We start from the raw sequence: 19,597 nt of genomic DNA, 5'->3' as shown, positions 1-19,597 counted from the left end.
CAGTTGCGACTTTTATCACACTTCGAGATGGCAAGAGTTGCTAAATTCGGCCGGTCTCGCCTATCTCCTTTCCGGATAAGGCTTTTTCTAAAAATCATTACAGGAGCCCAAGGTTTCATGCCGACTTCAATGCAACCTGTGTTTCGATTGCTGGGAGCCGCTCTCATTGGCGGCGCAATGATCATGACGCCCGCAAGGGCGCAGACCGATACGTCCCCGGATCTTCTGTTCGTCCTGGATTCGTCCAATTCCATGTGGGGCCAAATTGATGGTACCGCCAAGGCGGAAATTGCCCGATCCGCGTTCGAAGGCTTTGTTGCCGGACTTCCCGATGGCACAAGGGCCGGAGTGATGGCCTATGGGCACCGCCGCAAGGCCGACTGCGGCGATGTCGAGACGTTGGTTCCGGTGAGCGACCTGGACCGCGCCAAACTGGTCGAAAGCGTCAAGGCGCTTACGCCGCGCGGAAAGACGCCGATTACCGAAACCCTGCGCCAGGCCGCGGAGCTTCTGGCGCAGAACGATCGTCCCGGCCGGTTGATCCTGATTTCCGACGGTATCGAAACCTGTGGCGGTGACCCTTGCGCCCTCGCCGAGGCACTTGCCAGCTCCGGCGTCGATTTCAAGGCTCATGTCATCGGCTTCGATATCGCTTCCAAGGCAGACCAGGCCAAGATCGCCTGTATCGCGCATCTGACCGGCGGCACCTACTGGAACGCCAGGGATGCCGACGGTCTGAATGAAGCGCTCAAGGAAAGTGTTGCCGCGGTGGAGGAAAAGGCACCGCTGCCCGTCACCGTGCTGAAGGCAGCCGACAAGGAAAGCGGCCAGCCCATAGAGGGCCCGGTGCAGTGGACGGTGGCGCGCGTGGATGACGAGACCGTGGTGGCCTCCGGCATCACAGGTGGCAGCGTCGAGGTCGAACTGGAACCGGGTTCCTACGTGGTCAGTGCCGAACTTGGCGAGAAGGCAGGCGGAGCGTCGCTCGAAGTGTCCGACAAGGGTGGTCAGCAAACCGTTCTTCTGGATGGCAATCTTCCCGAGGCAAGCGTCACGCCCGCCTCCCTTGAGGCGCCCGCCACCACGCTGCTGGAGGTTGCTTTCGAAGGCCCTGGTCTTGACGGCGACTTCCTGTGTGTGGTCACGCCGGACGGAAACCGGCTGGAACGGGATCTTTGGGCTTATGTGAGGGACGGCAACCCCGCCAAACTGGCAATGCCAACCCAGCCGGGCGACTATGAGGTCGTCTATGTCTGGACGGAAGGTGGCGAGCGGGTTCTGGCCAGGGCCCCGGTCAAGGTAACCGAAGTCCAGGCGACTCTCACCTACGCACCTGAAGTCGCCGCCGGACAGCCGGTCGAGATTGCCTTTGTAGGCCCCAACGGGCCGGAAGACTGGATCGGCATCGTTCCGAAGGACGGCACTATCGATGATTATCAGGGCCGCTGGAAAGGCACTGTCGATGGGTCTCCGGTCACGATTCAGGCCCCAAGCGAAGCCGGCAGTTATGAGGTTATCTATGTCACCGGCATCGACCAGACCGTCCTGACACGCCAACCGCTTACCGTGGGTGAAAGTGCTGCCGCTTTGCAGGCTGACAGCACTGTGGAAGCGAGCGGTAGACTGAACGTGACCTGGAGCGGCCCAAAGGCACCGGACGACTGGATCGGCATTGCGCCGGTCGGCTCGGATGTTTCGGCCTATGTCACCTACGAACGTCCGGATGGCGACAGCGTGTCGATCATCGCGCCACTGGCCCGGGGCGATTATGAACTGCGCTACATTCTTTCAACGCCCGACGGGTCGAAGATCCTCGCCAGCCAACCGCTGAAGATCACGGATCCGCAGGTGACGCTGGAAGGCCCGTCCGAAGTTCCGGCCGCCACCTATGTCAGCGTGAAGGCGAGCGGTCCGGCCAACAGCAGCAACTTCATCGGTTTTGCCGAGCCGTCCCAGGATGCGTGGAGCACGGCGCCGGGGGCCTGGGAGATTGCGGACAACATCTCCAACGGTGTTGTGGAGGTGCGGACACCGGAAGAACCGGGCACTTACGAGCTGCGCTTCGTGCTGTCCGCAGGTGACGCGGAAATCGTTGCACGGCAGACAGTGACGGTGAAATAGCGCCGCCAGTCCTCGTTGAAGATCGAAGCCCGCCGCTGAAAAGCTGCGGGCTTCGGCATGTTCGGAGCTACTGTTTCAGCCAGACGGAAAGCTGCCCGCAAGGCTCGAAACCGTGCTGCCGATAGACCGGCAGCACGCTTGCGTCGTTTTCGTAAGTGCACAGCGGTCGGTTCGGGAAAGGTTCCAGAAGATCGTGCAGGGCGCTGTAGAGCCAGGTCTTGCGGCAGAAGACGTTGGAAATACCCAGCACATCCTTGCCGTCCAGTTTTGGGCCCGTGTTGAAGACCGCACCCGCCTTCACCGTGCCATCCTTCACGATAGCAGCGAAATCGATGGCTTTGCGTTCCAGCAGCCTGGGTGGGAAAACGGCATGAAGGCTTTCGTTGCTGTTCCAGCCGACCAGCCATTTCCGCAAGCTTTCCGACGTCGCCACCTTGTGCCAATCGGAACTGACCGGTGCGCGTTTGGAGCTGACCGGTGGACGAAACAGCCAGGTGCCGGAAAAGAGTTTCTGAAAGCCGCTGGGCCCTAGGTCCAGACTGTCGAAACTGTCCTTCACCCCAGCTCCCTCCGGCAAGTCGGTCAGCGCGGCAAAAAAATCCGCTCCCGGCTTCGGCGACAGCGTTACGATGTTCGGATAGAGCGGCAGGGTCTTGTCCCGCGCGCACCAGAACCCTGCATGAAAAGCGGTTTTCGCGCCTGCGGATTTCAGGATCGCGTCGCACCAGAGCGCGTTGTTATGTGCGCAGGCTTCCTGTCTGCCAGCGATCATGCGGCCATCAACATCCAAGATTCAAGTGTTCAGCCCACCCTTTCGGACAATGAAGTCTACCACGGATTCAACACCCTCACCCGCCTTTGTATTGGCGAAGACAAAGGGACGGTCCTTGCGCATTTTCTTCGCGTCCCGGTCCATGACCTCCAGATTGACGCCGACATAGGGCGCAAGGTCGGTCTTGTTGATGATCAGGAGATCGGAGCGCGTGATGCCCGGCCCACCCTTGCGTGGAATTTCCTCGCCGGCGGCGACATCGATCACATAGATCGTCAGATCGGCAAGCTCCGGCGAAAAGGTTGCGGCCAGATTGTCACCACCGGATTCGATCAGGATCAGATCGAGATCCGGGATGCTTTTCGTCAGGTCGGCCACGGCCGCCAGATTGATGGAGGCATCTTCGCGGATCGCCGTGTGCGGGCAGCCGCCGGTCTCGACACCGCGAATGCGGTCGCTGGTCAACGCCTGCGAGCGCATCAGGGCCTCGGCATCCTCGCTGGTGTAGATGTCGTTGGTGATGACGGCGAGCGAGTAGCTGTCGCGCATCGCCTTGCACAGCTTGTCGGTCAGCGTGGTCTTGCCGGAACCGACGGGACCGCCGATGCCGACGCGCAAGGGACCGTTTTGAGAAGTCATGAACGGAACAACCTCGAATACTGGGTTTCATGTGCCATGGAGGCGATATCTGCAAGGAAGGTGGAGGTGCCAAGGTCGTCAAGACCTGCCGCCTCGGCGGCCTCCGCGATTTCGAAGATCACCGGTTCCAGACCGGCCAGCACATTCTGGCCGTCGCTCTGGCCAAGGGGGACGACTCTTACGGCAACGGAAATCAGGTTGGCGGCAAAAGCATGCAGAAAACAATGGAGCGCGGCATCCACCGGCAACCCGTGGGCCGCAGCCGCAAGGCCCAGAACCACCGGATAGGGCCAGGATTGGTTTTCGTCCGCCGCGGCTTCGTGGAACAAGCGTGCGGCCTGCGTGGCCGCTGACGGCATCCAGCTGTTGCAGATGGCCCTGTAAAAGGCGCTGCCCTGGGCACTTGATTCCAGATGCCGTTCCTTGGAGGGCTGCAGGGCCAACCCCAGATCCCGAAGCTCTGCGACGGTGTCTCCGTCTCCTGCAAGGGCGGCCCGGTGGGTCTCCTTCAGCAGGATGGCGTCGCTTCTTCCAGCGCCAAAGCGGAGGATTTCGCGCAGCCAGATGTCAAGGTCCCGCGCGTTTGCCACCCCGCCCTGCTCGATCACCTGTTCCAGTCCGTGGCTGTAGGTAAAGGCACCGATGGGAAAGGCCGGCGAGAGAAACGCCTGCAGCCGGTAAAGCGCTTGCGGCGACAGGGGGAGCCGCGGTGCTGAGGGCTCAGTCATGGGAATGTCCGGACCCGTGGCCGTGATCGTGGCTATGGTCATGGCTGTGCCCGTGCGGATGGTCGTGCGAATGCCCGTGTCCATGATCATGCCCGTGGGTGCGGCCATGGCCGTAGGCGCCACCTTCCGGATCGAAGGGGGCCAACAGCTCGGTCAGTCTGCCTCCGAGCTTTTCGACCATGTCTTCGATCACGTGGTCGCGCCGGATCCGCAGGGTGTTGCCCATGAGCTGCGTCGGCAGGTGCCGGTTGCCCAGATGCCAGGCGATCTTCACCAGATGGGCCGAGTCGTCGGCATGAATTTCGACCAGCTCTTCCGGCTCGGCAAGAACTTCAACGATCCGGCCGTCTTCCAGCTCCAGACCGTCGCCATGACGCAGGTGAATGGCCACAGGTTCGTCCAGCAGAAAGGCCAAGCCGGCAGCGCCGGTGAGAACAGCCCTGCGCCGGTACCGGTCTTCCCGGTCAAGCGTCACCCGGTCGGCGGCATCGCCGGTCCATGTGCTGGCGTTGTGGATCTTCGCGACGCGGATCATGCGGCCTCCGCAACCTTTGCCATCATGGCCTGGAAAGCTGGGCGCTCCCTGAGGCGTTTGAAATAGTCGTAGACCGGCCCTTCCTTGGGCAGGTCGAACTTGGCGGCCATTGCCCAACCGGAGCAGTGCCCGACGATGATGTCGGCAATGGTGAAGGTCTCGCCCATGGCATATGGGCCATCGCCGATCAGTGCTTCCAGCGTTTTCAGGCCCTGTTCGAATTCGAGCCGACAAACATCCTTGACCGCGGGAACACGGACGTCTTCCGGATGGATGAAGGTGTTCTTTGCAGCGGTCCAGAGCGCGCCTTCCAGCACATCGACGCCGAACTGGGTGATGCTGTCCTGGCGGGCGCGATCCGGAGTGCCGGCCGGAAAGGTAAATCGGCCGTGCTTGTCGGCAAGATAGGTACAGATCGCGACGGAATCGGTGATGACGGCGTCACCGTCGATCAGCACCGGCACCTTGCCGCTCGGATTGAGCGCCTTGACGGTCTCCGACTGCGGCAGGGCCGGGTCGATCTCGTAGTTCTCATCCAGTTCCTCGAGCAGCCACATCACCCGCATGGCGCGGGTGCGCGGAAAACCGACGATCTTGTACATGTCTTTCCTCTCCCGAACGCGTTGATGCAGAGCTTAGAACAGGAAGTAGCGCTGGGCCATCGGCAGCACTTCGGCAGGTTCGCAGGTCAGCAGTTCGCCATCGGCGCGGACCTCGTAGGTCTCCGGATGTACTTCGATCTCGGGCATCATGTTGTTGTGAATCATCGACTTTTTCGAGATCCCGCCGCGAGTGTTCTTTACCGGAAGCACCAGGCTGTCGAGGCCTGCCTTGTGCTTGACACCGGTGTCGTAAGCCGCCTGGGACACGAAGGTGACGCGGCTGTGCGTGAGCATCTTGCCGTAGGAGGCGAACATCGGCCGGTAATGCACCGGCTGCGGCGTGGGGATGGAGCCGTTCGGATCGCCCATCGGGGCGGTCGCGATGGAGCCGAGCTTGAGCACCAGCGAGGGTTTGATGCCGAAGAATTGCGGGTCCCACAGAACCAGATCCGCCAGCTTGCCGACTTCGACCGAGCCGATGTACTCGTCCAGGCCGTGGGCGATGGCCGGGTTGATGGTGGTCTTGGCGATGTAGCGCTTGACCCGGAAGTTGTCGTTTTCGCCGGTTTCATCGGCAAGGCGGCCGCGCTGCACCTTCATCTTGTGTGCGGTCTGCATCGTGCGGATGATGATTTCGCCAACGCGGCCCATGGCCTGGCTGTCGGAGGAAATGATCGAGAAGGCGCCCATGTCGTGGAGAATGTCTTCCGCCGCAATGGTTTCCTTGCGAATGCGGCTTTCGGCGAAAGCAACGTCCTCCGGAATGTCCTTGTGCAGATGGTGGCAGACCATGAGCATGTCGAGATGCTCTTCCAGCGTGTTGATCGTGTAGGGCCGCGTCGGATTGGTGGAGGACGGAATGACGTTGGGTTCCCCTACCACCTTGATGATGTCCGGCGCATGGCCGCCACCGGCCCCTTCCGTATGGAAGGCATGGATGGTGCGGTTCTTGAACGCGGCAGTGGTGTTCTCGACAAAGCCGGATTCGTTCAGGGTGTCGGTGTGGATCATCACCTGAACATCGTACTCATCGGCAACCGACAGGCAGTTGTCGATGGTCGCCGGGGTAGACCCCCAGTCTTCATGGATCTTCAGAGCGCCCGCGCCCGCCATCACCTGCTCCTCCAGAGCGGCAGGCAGAGACGCATTGCCCTTGCCGGCGAAGAGAAGGTTCATCGGAAAGCTTTCGGCCGCCTGAAGCATCCGCGTGATGTGCCAGGGGCCGGGTGTGCAGGTTGTCGCGTTGGTGCCGGTGGCCGGGCCGGTGCCGCCACCGATCATGGTGGTCACGCCGGAGCACAGGGCTTCGTCGACCTGCTGCGGGCAGATGAAATGGATATGGGCGTCGATGGACCCCGCGGTGAGGATCTTGCCCTCCCCGGCAATCGCCTCGGTACCGGGCCCGACGATGATGTCGACACCGTTCTGCACATCCGGGTTGCCGGCCTTGCCGATGCCGACGATCCGGCCGTCCTTCAGGCCGACATCCGCCTTGACGATACCCCAGTGATCGATGATCAGCACATTGGTGATGACCGTGTCGACCGCACCGGCGGAACGCGGCGCCTGTGACTGGCCCATGCCATCGCGAATGACCTTGCCGCCACCGAATTTCACCTCGTCGCCGTAGGTGGTGAAATCCTTTTCCACTTCTACGATGAGATCGGTATCCGCAAGGCGCAGCCTGTCGCCGGTTGTCGGTCCGAACATGTCCGCATAAGCGGCGCGGGGCATCTTGTAGGCCATATCTAGTCTCCAATCGGCGATCAGAAATCGGTGTGTTTAATTCGCGTAGTCCTCAACCGTCGCATCCAGGTCTTCGGTGCGTTTCATGGTGAGGACGATCAGGCAGTTCCGGTAAAGTTCGTTGCCGCGCGTGCCGCCCCTGAAAGGGAAGCTGTAGGCGGTGCAATCCTTGTCGGCATAAGTCTTCCAGGCAGTCTGGGCCTCATCGAGGCTGGCCGGTGCGCCCTTCAGGTGGTCCGGCAGATCGGCATCGATCTCCACCAGCCTGACGCGCAGGCGGTCGAAGGCCTCCTGCATGCGTGCGTCGGCCTCCTTCAGGGCCTTGTCGGCACAAAAGCTGCGTTCGGCATTGGTCAGCGGATAGCCGCAGTCGATGTTGTCCTTGACCTTCTCTTCTTCGGCGCCCGCCGTCCCGGCGACGGCCAGAAACAGGGCGAAAGCAGGAAGGATCAGGCCGCGCACAGGCATCAGTTCCCCAGACCTTGCTCAAGCTGTCTCAATTCGTCGATGCGGTTGCGGGTCAGATCGGCCCGGCAGCCGTAGACCAGCATCGGTTCCATGGTTCCGCCGCGAGCCAGAAAGCCGTAGGCGTCGCATGCCTTGTCGCGATAGGGAATCCAGGCGCGCTGGGCTTCGCGAAGCGTCTCGACCGCCCCTTTCAGCCCTTCCGGCAGATAGGCGTCGGTCTCCGTCATCTTTTCCATTGCGGATCTGTAGACCGCGTTCAACTCCGCATCCGCCCTCAACCAGTCGAGGTTGGCGCACTGGGTCATTTCCGACTGCGTCATGGCGTTTTCGCAGTTGGGTGTTTCCTGCGCGGCAACCGGACCGGCCAGCACAAGGCCGAGCCCGAAAAGCCAAGACGAAAAGGTGGGTGCAGATCTGATCACAATTCGCCCATGACTTTCTGGTTGAAGCCGTAGACCGTGCGGTTGCCTCCGTACGGCACCAGCGTCACCAGTCTGGATTGGCCGGGTTCGAAGCGCACGGCTGTGCCGGCGGGGATGTCGAGGCGCATGCCGCGTGTCTTGCCGCGGTCGAAGGACAGGCCTTCGTTGGTTTCGAAAAAGTGATAGTGGCTGCCGACCTGGATCGGACGGTCGCCGGTGTTGGCGACTTCCAGCGTCAGTGTCTCGAGGCCTGCGTTCAGTTCGATCTCGCCGTCGGCGGGAAACAGTTCTCCGGGGATCATGGTCGTCTCCTTGGATATCGCGGTCAGCGGATCGGCTCGTGCACGGTCACGAGTTTGGTGCCGTCTGGAAAGGTTGCCTCGACTTGAACATCGTGGATCATCTCGGACACGCCTTCCATCACCTGGTCGCGCGTCAGCACCTTGGCGCCTGCCGACATCAGGTCGGCAACGGTGCGCCCGTCGCGGGCGCCTTCCACAACGAAGTCTGTGATCAGGGCGACGGCTTCAGGGTGGTTCAGCTTCACGCCGCGCTCCAGGCGGCGGCGGGCGACCATCGCGGCCATGGAAATGAGCAACTTGTCCTTTTCGCGGGGCGTCAGATTCATGAAAGAAAGTCCTCCAAATCAGCAATACCAGACGCGCGGCAGCGCGGTCATTCGATATCCGGTGAGAAACGACATCAGGGCCGCGCGCAAGCTGCGGCCATCATTGGACACAAACCGGGAGATCAGCAAGCCGTTCCAGGCGCTGGCGGCCGCTCGGGCGGTGCCTTCCGGCAAGGCATCGATCAGGTCTCTGGCCCGGGACAGCCTGTCTTCGGCATCGGCGGAGCAGTCGACAAAGGTTGCAGCGGCCAGGGCGCCCGCTGCCGTGGCAGGGCCGGTCAGCGCTTCGGCCGGGTCGCCATCCAGGCGGATGTCGTCAGCGAAAATCAGCTTCCCGTCCCGGCGGATGCGCCAACTGTCCCGATAGAAAACGGATTTGACCTGTTCGCCCATCGCCTTGCGGCCGAGAACGAAGGATTCAACCATCATCAGCCTCGCATCGCCTTCCAGGTCGGCCCGCAGCGTGCGGCGGAGGCGCGAGGCGTCAAACAGGATGGTTTCCTGGGGCAGCCATTCCAGCGTCGCACCGGGTCCGACCGTGAAACACCCGCTCACCTCGGCGGTGCCACCCGGGCTGCGGTAGGCGCGTTCGGCGGTCTGGCTGGTCACGATTACGTGTACACCGGCGTCGGCGCCAACTTCAAAGTCGAGCCTGTCGCCTCCGGTGAGGCCACCGGCGGTGTTGATGAGAACGGCTGTGGCGGGGGTGTCATAGACCTTGGGCAGGCGGACCTTTGCCGACCCGCTCTGGTAAAGGTCGGTCAGACGGGTTTTGCCGTCCGGCGCTGAAAAGCGGACCTTGCCGATGCCCTTCACACGCTGCAGGACGATGGCCTTTCCGTCCGTTTCTGATGCCAGACCAGCATCATACATCGCTTGACCGCCCCCCCTGCGGGCTCATCCAGTCATTGTTATTTTTCACATCTGTTCAAATTGGTCCAGACTGACGCTAGGCCGCAATAGGCAATATGCCCTCGGCAATCTTAGCAAGAGCCGGGCCAAGGCCGGCATTTGGAAATGCAGGACGGCACCGGCGCAAAAAAGGCCCTGTTTCCCGAAGCTTATCAATGTCTGCCCGTAAAAGTTGCTCAAAAATAAGGCAAATGCAAGAAAGATTGGCGTGGAGCGGCTTTCAGGAAGGACTTGCTCTCGCCGTCATGTTCCGGTTTTTTAAGAGAACAGCAGCTATTCATACTGCCACTGCCCAATTGCGACGTGTCATCCGACGGATGACAAGCGAGGGAAACCGTGTTTTTAAGCCCGTTTGGCCGCCTGACTTCCGTATGTCTGACCGTAACCGCTCTTGTGATGAGTCTGGCCATTGGCCAGGCGCGGGCGGATATAGGTGCCTATGTCCTGATCGATGCAAGTTCCGGCGCCGTGATCGAAGAGGAAAACGCCACGCGCAAGTGGTATCCGGCCTCGCTTACCAAGCTCATGACCGCTTACGTCACCTTCAAGGCCATCCGCGAAGGCCGTGCCTCACTCGACAGCGCCGTGGTGCAATCCAAGAACTCGGCGGCCGAACCACCCAGCAAGATGGGGTTCAAGGTCGGGACGCGGTTCACCGTCGACACGGCTTTGAAAATCATTCTGATCAAGTCGGCAAACGATGTTGCGGTTGCACTCGGTGAGGCGATCGGAGGATCTGAAGCCGGTTTCATCGCCATGATGAATGTGGAAGCTCAGCGCCTCGGGATGACCAACACCCGCTTTTATAATCCGCACGGCCTGCCCGACAACCGTCAGGTGACCACGGCGCGCGACCTTGCCATTCTGGCCCTGGCACTGCGCCGGGATTTTCCAGAGGCCCGCAACTTTTACGACCATCCCGGAATCCGCTTCGGCAAGAAGACGCTGCGGTCCGCCAACCGCGAGTTTCTGTTGCGCGTGCCCGGAGCCAACGGCATGAAGACCGGCTACATCTGCAATTCCGGGTACAATGTTGCCGCCTCCGCAACGCGGGGCAACAAGACGCTGATCGCGATCATCCTCGGTGCCGGTTCGGGTCTGGAGCGCACGGCGTTTGCCCGGCAGCTCTTTGACGAAGGTTTCCGCAAGCGTGGCGGACGCAGCATTGCCAGCCTTACGGGCTCCTCCGGCAATCCGCCTGCCGACGGATATTGCCGGCGCAACAAGAGCCCGGGTCCGAAGGGCTATATGGCCCGGTTCGACATGGAAAAGGAAAAGCAGGGCGGTTTCCTGTTTTTCGCCAAGGCCAACAAATCCGACGAAGACAAGCTGGACGACAGCGGTTTCATGTTGTCCAACGGCAAGCCGGACTGGGTCAAGATCCTGGATCGCACCCTCGGCCCGCGCCGGATCGCCTACCGTCCGCTGGATGTCGGTCTCGGCAACCCGAAAGGGTCGCCTTCCGCCAGTCCGGGTACGGTTCCTGCCGGTGCGGCTGACGAAGCGGTAGCAGCGATTGCGGGCGAGGATATAGCTTTGGAAGACGTGCCGCTGCCGGTTGCCAATCCCGTGCGGCGTGCGGAAAACGAAATCCGTGCCAAGATGCAGTTCACCGCCGATGCGAAGGCGGCAGGCGCAATTCCGCAGACCGGGGATGGTGCGGCCCGCCCGGGTGCGGCCGCTGACCTGTCCAAGTCGTCGCCCGGTTCGATCTTCCGCAAGGGCCTGGACTTCACCGTTCCGGTTCCCTCGCCAAGTCCCCGCAAGTAAATCGACATCAGATCTCTGACTGTGCCGGTGGTATAGCGTTTCGGTTACCGAGATTAACCTTTTATTTACGCTACTCCTTAACACTGAAGTAAGCATTTTTCTGGCAAAGGCGTGCTCCCTGCCGGATGTCAAAATGCCTCTGCGGCACAGAATATGCCGGTACAACAGGTCGAGAGATCGCATGATGATTGAACCGAGATCCACCGCCACCATCCGAGCTCTTGCCAGCCTTGCTGAGCTTTCCGCCAATCAACTGGAGGAAGGGGTTTCGGTCGACCATGTGATCGCCACCTTGCGAAAGGCGGCCGAGGCCGTCCGGCTTGTCGTCGATGTCGAGGCGGAAGACGAAGCGGACGACTTCGAGTTCGAGGCTGACGCCGACGACGAAGCGGAGCTGGAAGCTGGGGAAGCGGATATCGTCCAGGATCTGACCCCGATGACCCTGTCCGAGGATGATGCGGACAAGAAGATCATCGCGATGGACAAGAAGGACGCCGAAGCGGCCTCCGAAGAAGAAGACATCGTCCTCAACGCGGGCTGATTCGGCGCTCGCCGGACAATTTTTCAAATGAACAAGCCGAGGTGGCGGGAGCAGCATTTGCGCTGACCCGCCTTTCTGCCTATGTGTCTTCGGAAAGGCAGCCGGGTCCGATCCAGGAACGGCAAATGCATCTGGAGACAAACCATGGCCTCGCCGACACCGGTTTCCGAAGGACAAAAACCCAAGGGTCCGAAGCCCCCCATTCCCCTGTCCGTCCTGACGGGCTTTCTGGGGTCAGGCAAGACGACGCTGCTCAACCGGATCCTGAAGGATCCGTCGATGGCGGACACGGCGGTCATCATCAACGAATTCGGCGAGATCGGGCTCGATCACCTGTTTGTCGATCAGGCTGGCGACGGCATTGTGGAGCTTGCCTCCGGTTGCCTGTGCTGCACCATTCGCGGCGATCTGGTCACCACGCTGGAAAATCTCCTGCGCCGGCTCGACAACGGCCGGATGGACAGACTCAACCGGGTGATCATCGAGACGACGGGTCTGGCGGACCCGGCGCCGATCCTGCACACGGTCATGCTGCATCCCTATCTGGTGATGCGCTACCGGCTCGACAGCGTGATCACGCTGGTGGATGCGGTCAACGGCCTGTCGACGCTCGACAATCACGAGGAAGCGCGCAAACAGGCCGCAGTTGCCGACCGGCTGGTCTTCACCAAGACCGACCTGCTGGACGGCGATGAGGCGCACGCCTCTTTCGAAGCGCTCAAGCAACGTTTGCAGCAACTCAATCCGGGTGCCCGCCGGCTGGAGGCGCAGGCGGATGATGCGACGGTGGAAAATCTTTTCAACGCTGGTCTTTATGATCCCAGGACCAAGATCCCGGACGTGGCTGCCTGGCTGAACGCGGAAGCCTATGAAGACCAGCAGCATAACCACCATCACGGCCATGATCACGCGCATGGCCATTCGCACGGGGAGCATCACGGCCACCATCATGATCATGCCCACGATGTGAACCGGCACAGCGATGCCATCCGGGCCTTTACCCTGTCGACAGACCGCCCGGTGCCGGCGTCCGCGCTGGAAATGTTTCTTGATCTGCTGCGTTCGGCACACGGCCCGAAACTGCTTCGCGTCAAGGGCATCGTGCAACTGGCCGAAGACCCTGAGCGGCCCGTGGTGATCCACGGCGTCCAGCACGTCTTTCATCCGCCGGCAACGCTCGAAGCCTGGCCGGATCAGGACCGGCGCACGCGAATGGTTTTCATCACCAGGGACCTGCCGGAAGGGTTCGTCCGGCGCATGTTCGAAGCTTTCTCGGGTGCCTTGCTGCCCGACACGCCGGACCACCAGGCCTTGACCGATAATCCGTTGGCGGTGTCGGGGTTTACAAGCCCGGTGAGGTAGGCGGCAGACCCACAATACGCCGGTGCTTTCCAAAGGGATCCCTCCTCAGGATGAGGCTTTGGGGTTTTGAGTGGCAGCCAGCGGTGACTGTACCATCGTCCCGGAAACTCAATCTTTCTTGCGCAACCGGATCAACCCTTCCTGCGCGGTCGAGGCGATCAGGATGCCGTCTCTGGTGAAGAGAGATCCGCGGTTCATGCCGCGCGAACCGGAGGACGAGGTGCTGTCGGTGGCGTAGAGCAGCCATTCGTCTGCTCGGAACGGACGGTGGAACCACATGGCATGGTCGAGGCTGGCCGCCTGGATCTTCGGGCTGAAGACGGACGTGCCATGGGGAAACAGCGAAGTGTCCAGAAGGGTCATGTCGGAGGCATAGGCGAGCACGCACTGATGCATGCGCTCGTCATCCGGCAGCGGCCCGCTTGCCCGCACCCAGACATATTGCTGCGGCGGCAGGGGCTTCTTGCTGAAGTAATGGGTCATATCGACCGGGCGCATCTCGATCGGCCGTTCGCGTTCCCAGTAGCGGCGGATGTTTTCCGGGGCCATCGACAGGAATTTTTCCTTCAGCTCCTGTTCGCTCGGCAGGTCGTCGGGCGCCGGAACGTCCGGCATGTCGATCTGGTGCTCCAGCCCCTCTTCCCGCACCTGGAAGGACGCAGACATGGAAAAGATCGCTTCGCCGTGCTGGATCGCGACCACGCGCCGTGTGGTGAAGCTGCCGCCGTCGCGGATGCGGTCGACTTCATAGATAATCGGCACGGCCGGGTCGCCGGGTCTCAGGAAGTAGCCGTGCAGGGAATGAACGTGCCTGTCTTCCACCACCGTGCGAGAGGCCGCGACCAGCGCCTGGCCGATCACCTGCCCCCCGAAGACGCGTTGCCAGCCGACCTGCGGGCTGCGACCACGGAACAGGTTGCGTTCCAGCGGTTCCAGGTCAAGTATCTGAAGAAGAGTATCAATAGCCGTGTTCATCGGCGCGATCCCTGTTAGATAGACGGCAGGTGATTTGGCTCGGGCCATGGCAGCCCGGCCCCGCACTCTTGGACGGCAGTTGACGTTAAAGTCAAGATGCCTTTAGGGAAACCGAAGGCAAGGAGTAGAAGACGATGGCGAGAAAAAAAAGCGTCCCGGACATGTTCGATGTCGTGATAGCAGGCGGCGGTTATGTCGGTCTGTCGCTGGCGGTGGCGCTCAAGCAGGGCGATGCCAGCCTCACATGTGCCGTCGTCGACCCGAAGCCGATGGAAGATCTGCACAAGGATCCCCGCGCCTCGGCCATCGCAGCGGCGGCTTCGCGCATGCTGTCGCAGCTCGGCATCTGGCAGAAGATTGATGGCGAGGCTCAGCCGATCAACGAAATGATCGTCACCGACAGCAAGCTTCGCGACGCGGTCCGGCCGGTGTTTCTGACCTTTGGCGGTGAAGCGACGGAGGGCGAACCCTTTGCCCACATGATGCCGAACGGCGTGATGATGCCGGCGCTCTACAAGGCGGCCAAGGCGCTTGGTGTGATCTTTTTTGCGCCAGGCACTGCGGATTCTTTCCGCAGTCACCCCGATCATGTGGAACTGACGCTGGAAGACGGCGCGCTGTTGAAAAGCCGGCTGCTTGTGGCGGCCGACGGCGTGCGCTCCCGGTTGCGCGACCTTGCCGGAATTCGCACGGTCAACTGGGACTACGGCCAGTCGGGTATCGTAACCACGGTGAAGCATGAACGGCCGCACAATGGCCGGGCGGAGGAGCATTTCCTGCCCGCCGGGCCCTTCGCCATCCTGCCGCTGCCGGGCAACCGGTCGTCGCTGGTCTGGACGGAAAAGACAGCCGACGCCGACCGGCTTGTGCGGTCTGATGACTTTACCTTCGAACTGGAGTTGGAGCGCCGGTTCGGCCATCACCTCGGCACGCTGGAACTCGATGGTCCGCGCCGCGCCTATCCGCTCGGGCTGAAGCTGGCGCGTGATTTCGTCAAGCCTCGCTTCGCCCTGATCGGCGATGCCGCGCACGGCATTCATCCGATTGCGGGCCAAGGGCTCAATCTCGGCTTCAAGGATGTCGCGGCGCTGGCCGAAGTTCTGGTCAACGCCCGGCGTCTGGGGCAGGATCTCGGTGCGTTCGATGTTCTGGAACGCTATCAGCGCTGGCGCCGGTTCGACACGTTCCAGATGGGCGTCGTCACCGATGTGCTCAATCGACTGTTCTCCAATGACAATGACGTATTGCGCGCGGTGCGTGACTTCGGACTTGGCCTGGTCGACAGGATGCCTGGCCTGAAAACCCAGTTCATCAAGGAAGCCGCCGGGTTCGCCGGACCTGTGCCGAAATTGCTTTCCGGCGAACCTATCTGATAGGAGTGGATTCGGATCGTCTCACACTCCGCAGGATTACCGTTTGATGATTGCCAATCCGGAGAGTTTTTCCGCCTACCGGTCGATATTGATTACGGGGTGTTCCTCCGGCATTGGTCTGTGCGCAGCTCATATCATGCGCGGCCGTAACTGGCGCGTGTTTGCAACGGCCCGGAGGCAGGCCGACATCGACCTGTTGAGCGATCTTGGATTCGAAACCTTCCGCCTGGACTATGAAGACGCCGCCAGCATCGAGGCGACCGCGGGCGAGGTTTTGCAACGGACGGACGGCGAGCTGAGCGCTGTGTTCAACAATGGTGCCTATGCGGTTCCCGGAGCTTTGGAAGACCTGCCGACGGAGGCAATGAGGTCGCTTTTCGAGGCAAATTTCATTGGCTGGCACGATCTTACGCGCCGACTGGTGCCCGCCATGCGCGCCAACAGGTTCGGCCGGATCGTTCAGTGTTCGTCCGTGCTGGGTCTGGTGGCGCTCAAGTACCGCGGCGCCTATACGGCTTCCAAATTCGCGCTCGAAGGCTATTCCGACACGCTTCGGCAGGAGTTGAAGGGGACTGGGGTTCATGTCAGCCTGATCGAGCCGGGACCGATCGATACTAGGTTCACACAAAACGCGCTGGCGAATTTTGATCGCTGGATCGGCGAGGATGGTCTGCAGGCGTCGCATTATCGTAAGGTCTACGAGAAGCGCCGCATCCGGATGGAAGCGGGTGAGCCCGGGCCGTTCAAGCTGCAACCGGAGGCCGTTGTCAAACGGCTGGTTCATGCGGTGGAAGCAAAACGGCCGAAGGCGCGCTATCATGTCACAATTCCCACCACCGTCATGGCGGTGGCCAGAAGGGTGTTGCCGGTTGGCCTGCTGGACCGGTTCTGCATCTGGGCCGCAGACGGTGAGGAATAGCTGCCTGCCGACCGGTGAGTGCGCCGGACAGCGGTGAAACAAGGAACACGAAATGGCAGATCTGATTAATTTTCTCATCCCCGTAGGCATGGCCGCAGTTGCCCTGGTGCTGCTGCTCGGCATCTGGAACATGTTCCGGCAGGGATCGGCCAATCGCTCGCAGCTTCTGATGCGCTGGCGTGTCGGCCTTCAGTTTCTGGTGATTGTGCTGGTGATGGGCGGTCTCTACTTTTTCGGAACCGGCCACTAGGGTCCACACCCCAAGCCAAAACAACCGGATCATACTGGAGGGACAGGGACACAATGGTTGTTCTGAACAAGATCTACACGAAGACGGGCGACGACGGCACGACAGCGCTCGGCTCAGGCGAGCGGCGTCTGAAAAGCGATCTCAGGATCGAGGCTTACGGCACTGTCGACGAGACCAATTCCGTGGTCGGACTGATCCGCCTTCACACCGGGCAGGCGGATCCGGACGTCGATCAGGTGCTTGGCAGGATCCAGAACGACCTGTTCGATCTGGGGGCCGATCTCGCGACACCGGAAACGGACGAGGATCTGGGGTATGAGCCGCTCCGGATCACCGATGCCCAGGTTACGGCCATCGAACAGGCGATTGACGTTCTCAACGCGGAGCTCAAGCCGTTGCGTTCCTTCGTGCTGCCCGGCGGCAGCCCTGCGGCCGCTCATCTGCATCTTGCGCGCACCGTCTCGCGGCGGGCGGAACGGCTGATGGTGGAACTGGCGGCGCGCGAAAAGATCAATCCGGCCGCCGTGCGCTACATGAACCGCCTGTCGGACTATTTCTTCGTCGCCTCGCGCTACCTGAACGACAAGGGCGAGCAGGACGTTCTGTGGGTGCCCGGGAAAAACCGCTAGATCGGTTCTTCCCCTTGCCGGAGGCGTGGTGCTGAATGTTCCTTCCCCTGCACGATCAGAACCGGCTGGTACATGTACCCCGTCCTTACGTGAACCTCAGCCTGATTGCGGCCAATATCCTGATCTTCCTCTTGTATCAGGGAGCAGGCTCGCAGCAGGCCGTGGCCGCCTCTTCCTACTCCTTCGGGCTGATACCGGTCGTTCTGTTCGACATCAGGGATCTGTCGCCGGAGCTGCAGGTGCTGCCGGACTGGATGTCGGTGGTCACCTATTCGTTTCTGCACGGCAGCTTCATGCATCTTATCGGCAACATGCTGTTCCTGTGGGTGTTCGGCGACAATGTCGAGGATGCCGTGGGGCATCTTCGGTATCTCCTTTTCTATCTGCTGTGCGCCATCGCCGGCGGGCTGGCCTATGCCTCGCTCGACGTGAATTCGGACGTGCCGCTGATCGGGGCGTCCGGCGCCGTTTCAGGCGTGGTCGCCGCCTATCTGATGCTGCATCCGCGTGTGAAGGTCTGGGTGCTGGCACTCGGCCGGATACCCTTGCGTCTGTCCGCGGTCTGGCTGCTGGGTGGCTGGATCGTCTATCAGATCGTCAACGCGGTGATTGCGTCCGACAGCGATATCGCCTGGATCGCGCACATCGGCGGCATGGTGGCCGGAGCGTTGCTGATCGTTTTTTTCCGGCGCAGGGGTGTTTCCCTGTTCGACCGGCCTACTTTCTAAGGTGGGACTGCGCTGGCGAAACCGGCCGGACCTTGCGGGCAGCTTTTGCAAGACCGCGAGAGCTCCGACCGAATTACAGTTGGATTGAAAAAGCACGTTCGTTCAAGGCGCCTTAAAGGTAGCCCGGATCAGCCAGGGCTGGCTGATGCTCGACGTCTAGGCTGCTTTCCAGACGGCATTGCCGGTGCGGCACGCGACACCCCTACGGCTGATGGTGTTGCCGTCAGCCAGTTTGATCCGTTCCCGGTAGGAACGGCAGAAGTCTCCCGAATTGTTTTTCCAGGTCTTCAGGGGCGTGGCGGTGCCACTTGCGCCGCTTGACGGGTTTTTCCAGCTTCGAGCATTCCCGGAAACCGATTTTTCCAGTGCGGCTTGAAGCGTCCTTTCTGCCCGGTATTTGTCGGATGCCATCAACTTGGATGCTGGTTTGCCCACCGACACCGGCGTCGGTTCAAGGAGAGAACCAAACGTGTCTTGCGGCGTTACCAATGAACAGCCTGCTATGAGATTTGCGATAAAAAACAGAAAAATCGCCCCTCTCGGGACGTGGCCCCCCAAAAAAATCAAATTCGACCCCGCCTCTTGGATCTATTGCCAGCCGTTCGAGATTGCCTCCCGTTCCTCGCTCCTGCTGAGGGATCCACCTGAAGGCTCACTGTCACCACTAAACTGGCTTCCGCTAAAGATGCTACCTAAAAAACCGCCTGAAACGGGCTTTTCTGTGGCAGAACGGCCGGAAGATCGATTGCTCGAGCCGTTCGAGGATGATGCGGACACTGAAGAGATAGAGCCGCTCGCTTCCGAGCGGTTGGACGAAGACCTGGAGGAAGAGGAATCGTCGCTACGGCCGGAGCTGCTTCTGCTGCCGGAATTGTTACTGCCTGATCTGTTGCCGCCAGAGCTGGAGCTGTTGGAGCTGTTCCCACCGGAACTCTTGCTTTCGCCGTTGCTGCCACCACCTGACTTGCCGCCGCCGCTATCGCCGCCGCCTGTCTTGCTGCCGCCGCCGCCGCCAGAGTTGCTGCTGCTGCCACCATCGCCGCCAGAAGAACTGCCGCCACCAGAAGTGCCACCACTGCTACCTGACTCGCCACCGCCGCGATCTGGCTGGTCCCGGCTTTCGCCGCGGTCACTGCGGCTGTCGCGATCTCTTCGCTCGCTCCGGCTTGACCGTTCGCTGCGACTGCCGCGATCACCATGCGAATCTGCGGCTGCGGCAATGCTGTCCTTCATGTCGATCAAGGGGCTGAAGTAGACAGAAGAGAACACCATTGCCGCAGCTGCAACACCCGGCAGCATGCGAAACATCGCAGAGAGGCGGTCTTGCAATGTAATCTGGCGGGCGCGTTTCATCGTTTGCGGTTTCAACTTGTAATCAGAGGCCTATTGCGGTCGTCGAGAGCGGTTTTACGACCTTTGCATGCACAACACCCGGGCAATCTTCGTTCTTCCCGAAGATAGTCTAAAAAAAGCCGGG

General features: G+C 61.1%; 23 protein-coding genes. 10 read left to right on the top strand and 13 right to left on the bottom strand.

Annotated elements, in window-relative coordinates; all coding sequences use genetic code 11:
• Positions 1 to 117 precede the first annotated feature (117 nt).
• Complete coding sequence (locus SIAM614_RS18320; protein ID WP_157139935.1) at positions 118 to 2,121, top strand: vWA domain-containing protein; 2,004 nt, start codon at positions 118 to 120, stop codon at positions 2,119 to 2,121.
• A 67-nt stretch (positions 2,122 to 2,188) separates the two neighbouring features.
• Here the strand turns inward: SIAM614_RS18320 and SIAM614_RS18315 are convergent, their stop codons facing one another.
• From SIAM614_RS18315 to SIAM614_RS18265, 11 genes are read right to left on the bottom strand one after another with little or no spacing between them, the layout of a single operon-like run.
• Complete coding sequence (locus SIAM614_RS18315; protein ID WP_050789424.1) at positions 2,189 to 2,893, bottom strand: hypothetical protein; 705 nt, start codon at positions 2,891 to 2,893, stop codon at positions 2,189 to 2,191.
• A gap of 21 nt (positions 2,894 to 2,914) precedes the next feature.
• Entirely contained in the window at positions 2,915 to 3,532 is a 618-nt protein-coding gene (gene ureG / locus SIAM614_RS18310) for an urease accessory protein UreG (protein WP_006936851.1), read from the bottom strand.
• On the bottom strand, positions 3,529 to 4,260 hold the full coding sequence (locus SIAM614_RS18305; protein WP_006936850.1) for an urease accessory protein UreF: 732 nt from the start codon (positions 4,258 to 4,260) through the stop codon (positions 3,529 to 3,531). Before SIAM614_RS18305 ends, ureG begins: the two co-directional genes overlap by 4 nt.
• Positions 4,253 to 4,795, bottom strand: a complete 543-nt coding sequence (locus SIAM614_RS18300) for an urease accessory protein UreE (RefSeq protein ID WP_006936849.1) — start codon at positions 4,793 to 4,795, stop codon at positions 4,253 to 4,255. The genes SIAM614_RS18305 and SIAM614_RS18300 overlap by 8 nt, the downstream gene beginning before the upstream one ends.
• Positions 4,792 to 5,397: a glutathione S-transferase family protein gene (locus SIAM614_RS18295; RefSeq protein WP_006936848.1), complete on the bottom strand. Its 606-nt coding sequence runs from the start codon at positions 5,395 to 5,397 to the stop codon at positions 4,792 to 4,794. The genes SIAM614_RS18300 and SIAM614_RS18295 overlap by 4 nt, the downstream gene beginning before the upstream one ends.
• Positions 5,398 to 5,430: 33 nt before the next feature.
• A complete protein-coding gene (gene ureC, locus SIAM614_RS18290) occupies positions 5,431 to 7,143 on the bottom strand; it encodes an urease subunit alpha (RefSeq protein ID WP_006936847.1) in 1,713 nt (570 codons plus the stop codon).
• Positions 7,144 to 7,179: 36 nt separating this feature from the next.
• Positions 7,180 to 7,611 (bottom strand): lysozyme inhibitor LprI family protein, encoded by a 432-nt coding sequence (locus SIAM614_RS18285; protein WP_006936846.1) that lies wholly within the window; start codon positions 7,609 to 7,611, stop codon positions 7,180 to 7,182.
• Positions 7,611 to 8,033, bottom strand: coding sequence for a lysozyme inhibitor LprI family protein (locus SIAM614_RS18280; protein WP_006936845.1), 423 nt, complete (start codon positions 8,031 to 8,033; stop codon positions 7,611 to 7,613). The genes SIAM614_RS18285 and SIAM614_RS18280 overlap by 1 nt, the downstream gene beginning before the upstream one ends.
• Positions 8,030 to 8,335, bottom strand: a complete 306-nt coding sequence (locus tag SIAM614_RS18275; protein ID WP_006936844.1) for an urease subunit beta — start codon at positions 8,333 to 8,335, stop codon at positions 8,030 to 8,032. Before SIAM614_RS18275 ends, SIAM614_RS18280 begins: the two co-directional genes overlap by 4 nt.
• Positions 8,336 to 8,358: 23 nt before the next feature.
• Positions 8,359 to 8,661, bottom strand: coding sequence for an urease subunit gamma (locus SIAM614_RS18270; protein WP_006936842.1), 303 nt, complete (start codon positions 8,659 to 8,661; stop codon positions 8,359 to 8,361).
• 18 nt (positions 8,662 to 8,679) lie between these two features.
• A complete protein-coding gene (locus SIAM614_RS18265) occupies positions 8,680 to 9,534 on the bottom strand; it encodes an urease accessory protein UreD (protein ID WP_006936840.1) in 855 nt (284 codons plus the stop codon).
• A gap of 375 nt (positions 9,535 to 9,909) precedes the next feature.
• Between SIAM614_RS18265 and SIAM614_RS18260 the strand changes: the two genes are divergently transcribed.
• The 3 genes from SIAM614_RS18260 (at position 9,910) to SIAM614_RS18250 (ending at position 13,246) form a co-directional block, all read left to right on the top strand.
• Positions 9,910 to 11,343, top strand: a complete 1,434-nt coding sequence (locus tag SIAM614_RS18260) for a D-alanyl-D-alanine carboxypeptidase family protein (RefSeq protein ID WP_208984031.1) — start codon at positions 9,910 to 9,912, stop codon at positions 11,341 to 11,343.
• A gap of 181 nt (positions 11,344 to 11,524) precedes the next feature.
• Positions 11,525 to 11,884 carry a hypothetical protein gene (locus SIAM614_RS18255; RefSeq protein ID WP_006936836.1) on the top strand — a complete coding sequence of 120 codons (360 nt, stop codon included), beginning with the start codon at positions 11,525 to 11,527 and terminating at the stop codon, positions 11,882 to 11,884.
• Positions 11,885 to 12,028: 144 nt separating this feature from the next.
• The gene (locus tag SIAM614_RS18250) at positions 12,029 to 13,246 is read left to right on the top strand and encodes a CobW family GTP-binding protein (RefSeq protein ID WP_006936835.1); all 1,218 of its coding nucleotides are present in this window, start codon (positions 12,029 to 12,031) and stop codon (positions 13,244 to 13,246) included.
• Positions 13,247 to 13,354: 108 nt separating this feature from the next.
• Here SIAM614_RS18250 and tesB read toward each other — a convergent pair whose 3' ends face one another.
• A complete protein-coding gene (tesB, locus tag SIAM614_RS18245; RefSeq protein WP_040440558.1) occupies positions 13,355 to 14,221 on the bottom strand; it encodes an acyl-CoA thioesterase II in 867 nt (288 codons plus the stop codon).
• Between the two features lie 134 nt (positions 14,222 to 14,355).
• Here tesB and SIAM614_RS18240 point away from each other — a divergent pair, with 134 nt between their 5' ends.
• From SIAM614_RS18240 to SIAM614_RS18220, 5 genes are read left to right on the top strand one after another with little or no spacing between them, the layout of a single operon-like run.
• On the top strand, positions 14,356 to 15,594 hold the full coding sequence (locus SIAM614_RS18240) for a ubiquinone biosynthesis hydroxylase (protein WP_006936829.1): 1,239 nt from the start codon (positions 14,356 to 14,358) through the stop codon (positions 15,592 to 15,594).
• A gap of 46 nt (positions 15,595 to 15,640) precedes the next feature.
• A complete protein-coding gene (locus SIAM614_RS18235; RefSeq protein ID WP_040440557.1) occupies positions 15,641 to 16,513 on the top strand; it encodes an SDR family NAD(P)-dependent oxidoreductase in 873 nt (290 codons plus the stop codon).
• Between the two features lie 52 nt (positions 16,514 to 16,565).
• The gene (locus SIAM614_RS18230; RefSeq protein WP_040440556.1) at positions 16,566 to 16,763 is read left to right on the top strand and encodes a twin transmembrane helix small protein; all 198 of its coding nucleotides are present in this window, start codon (positions 16,566 to 16,568) and stop codon (positions 16,761 to 16,763) included.
• A gap of 53 nt (positions 16,764 to 16,816) precedes the next feature.
• Complete coding sequence (locus SIAM614_RS18225) at positions 16,817 to 17,392, top strand: cob(I)yrinic acid a,c-diamide adenosyltransferase (protein WP_006936826.1); 576 nt, start codon at positions 16,817 to 16,819, stop codon at positions 17,390 to 17,392.
• Between the two features lie 35 nt (positions 17,393 to 17,427).
• Positions 17,428 to 18,120 (top strand): rhomboid family intramembrane serine protease, encoded by a 693-nt coding sequence (locus SIAM614_RS18220; protein WP_006936825.1) that lies wholly within the window; start codon positions 17,428 to 17,430, stop codon positions 18,118 to 18,120.
• Positions 18,121 to 18,276: 156 nt separating this feature from the next.
• Here SIAM614_RS18220 and SIAM614_RS18215 read toward each other — a convergent pair whose 3' ends face one another.
• Positions 18,277 to 18,531: an RT0821/Lpp0805 family surface protein gene (locus SIAM614_RS18215; protein WP_157139934.1), complete on the bottom strand. Its 255-nt coding sequence runs from the start codon at positions 18,529 to 18,531 to the stop codon at positions 18,277 to 18,279.
• 16 nt (positions 18,532 to 18,547) lie between these two features.
• Between SIAM614_RS18215 and SIAM614_RS32495 the strand changes: the two genes are divergently transcribed.
• Positions 18,548 to 19,375, top strand: a complete 828-nt coding sequence (locus SIAM614_RS32495; protein ID WP_198137348.1) for a hypothetical protein — start codon at positions 18,548 to 18,550, stop codon at positions 19,373 to 19,375.
• The last annotated feature ends 222 nt before the right edge of the window (positions 19,376 to 19,597 follow it).

This window comes from Roseibium aggregatum IAM 12614 (assembly GCF_000168975.1).
Classification (GTDB): domain Bacteria; phylum Pseudomonadota; class Alphaproteobacteria; order Rhizobiales; family Stappiaceae; genus Roseibium; species Roseibium aggregatum.
Note: the sequence above shows the minus strand (reverse complement) of the source record. Positions and strands in the feature narration are given on the sequence as shown.

Bases quoted from the DNA above. Each gene is read 5' to 3' on its own strand.
- SIAM614_RS18320 (WP_157139935.1), top strand. From the start codon at position 118: ATGCCGACTTCAATGCAACCTGTGTTTCGATTGCTGGGAGCCGCTCTC.
- SIAM614_RS18315 (WP_050789424.1), bottom strand. From the start codon at position 2,893: ATGATCGCTGGCAGACAGGAAGCCTGCGCACATAACAACGCGCTCTGG.
- ureG (WP_006936851.1), bottom strand. From the start codon at position 3,532: ATGACTTCTCAAAACGGTCCCTTGCGCGTCGGCATCGGCGGTCCCGTC.
- SIAM614_RS18305 (WP_006936850.1), bottom strand. From the start codon at position 4,260: ATGACTGAGCCCTCAGCACCGCGGCTCCCCCTGTCGCCGCAAGCGCTT.
- SIAM614_RS18300 (WP_006936849.1), bottom strand. From the start codon at position 4,795: ATGATCCGCGTCGCGAAGATCCACAACGCCAGCACATGGACCGGCGAT.
- SIAM614_RS18295 (WP_006936848.1), bottom strand. From the start codon at position 5,397: ATGTACAAGATCGTCGGTTTTCCGCGCACCCGCGCCATGCGGGTGATG.
- ureC (WP_006936847.1), bottom strand. From the start codon at position 7,143: ATGGCCTACAAGATGCCCCGCGCCGCTTATGCGGACATGTTCGGACCG.
- SIAM614_RS18285 (WP_006936846.1), bottom strand. From the start codon at position 7,611: ATGCCTGTGCGCGGCCTGATCCTTCCTGCTTTCGCCCTGTTTCTGGCC.
- SIAM614_RS18275 (WP_006936844.1), bottom strand. From the start codon at position 8,335: ATGATCCCCGGAGAACTGTTTCCCGCCGACGGCGAGATCGAACTGAAC.
- SIAM614_RS18270 (WP_006936842.1), bottom strand. From the start codon at position 8,661: ATGAATCTGACGCCCCGCGAAAAGGACAAGTTGCTCATTTCCATGGCC.
- SIAM614_RS18265 (WP_006936840.1), bottom strand. From the start codon at position 9,534: ATGTATGATGCTGGTCTGGCATCAGAAACGGACGGAAAGGCCATCGTC.
- SIAM614_RS18255 (WP_006936836.1), top strand. From the start codon at position 11,525: ATGATGATTGAACCGAGATCCACCGCCACCATCCGAGCTCTTGCCAGC.
- SIAM614_RS18250 (WP_006936835.1), top strand. From the start codon at position 12,029: ATGGCCTCGCCGACACCGGTTTCCGAAGGACAAAAACCCAAGGGTCCG.
- tesB (WP_040440558.1), bottom strand. From the start codon at position 14,221: ATGAACACGGCTATTGATACTCTTCTTCAGATACTTGACCTGGAACCG.
- SIAM614_RS18240 (WP_006936829.1), top strand. From the start codon at position 14,356: ATGGCGAGAAAAAAAAGCGTCCCGGACATGTTCGATGTCGTGATAGCA.
- SIAM614_RS18235 (WP_040440557.1), top strand. From the start codon at position 15,641: ATGATTGCCAATCCGGAGAGTTTTTCCGCCTACCGGTCGATATTGATT.
- SIAM614_RS18230 (WP_040440556.1), top strand. From the start codon at position 16,566: ATGGCAGATCTGATTAATTTTCTCATCCCCGTAGGCATGGCCGCAGTT.
- SIAM614_RS18225 (WP_006936826.1), top strand. From the start codon at position 16,817: ATGGTTGTTCTGAACAAGATCTACACGAAGACGGGCGACGACGGCACG.
- SIAM614_RS18220 (WP_006936825.1), top strand. From the start codon at position 17,428: ATGTTCCTTCCCCTGCACGATCAGAACCGGCTGGTACATGTACCCCGT.
- SIAM614_RS18215 (WP_157139934.1), bottom strand. From the start codon at position 18,531: ATGGCATCCGACAAATACCGGGCAGAAAGGACGCTTCAAGCCGCACTG.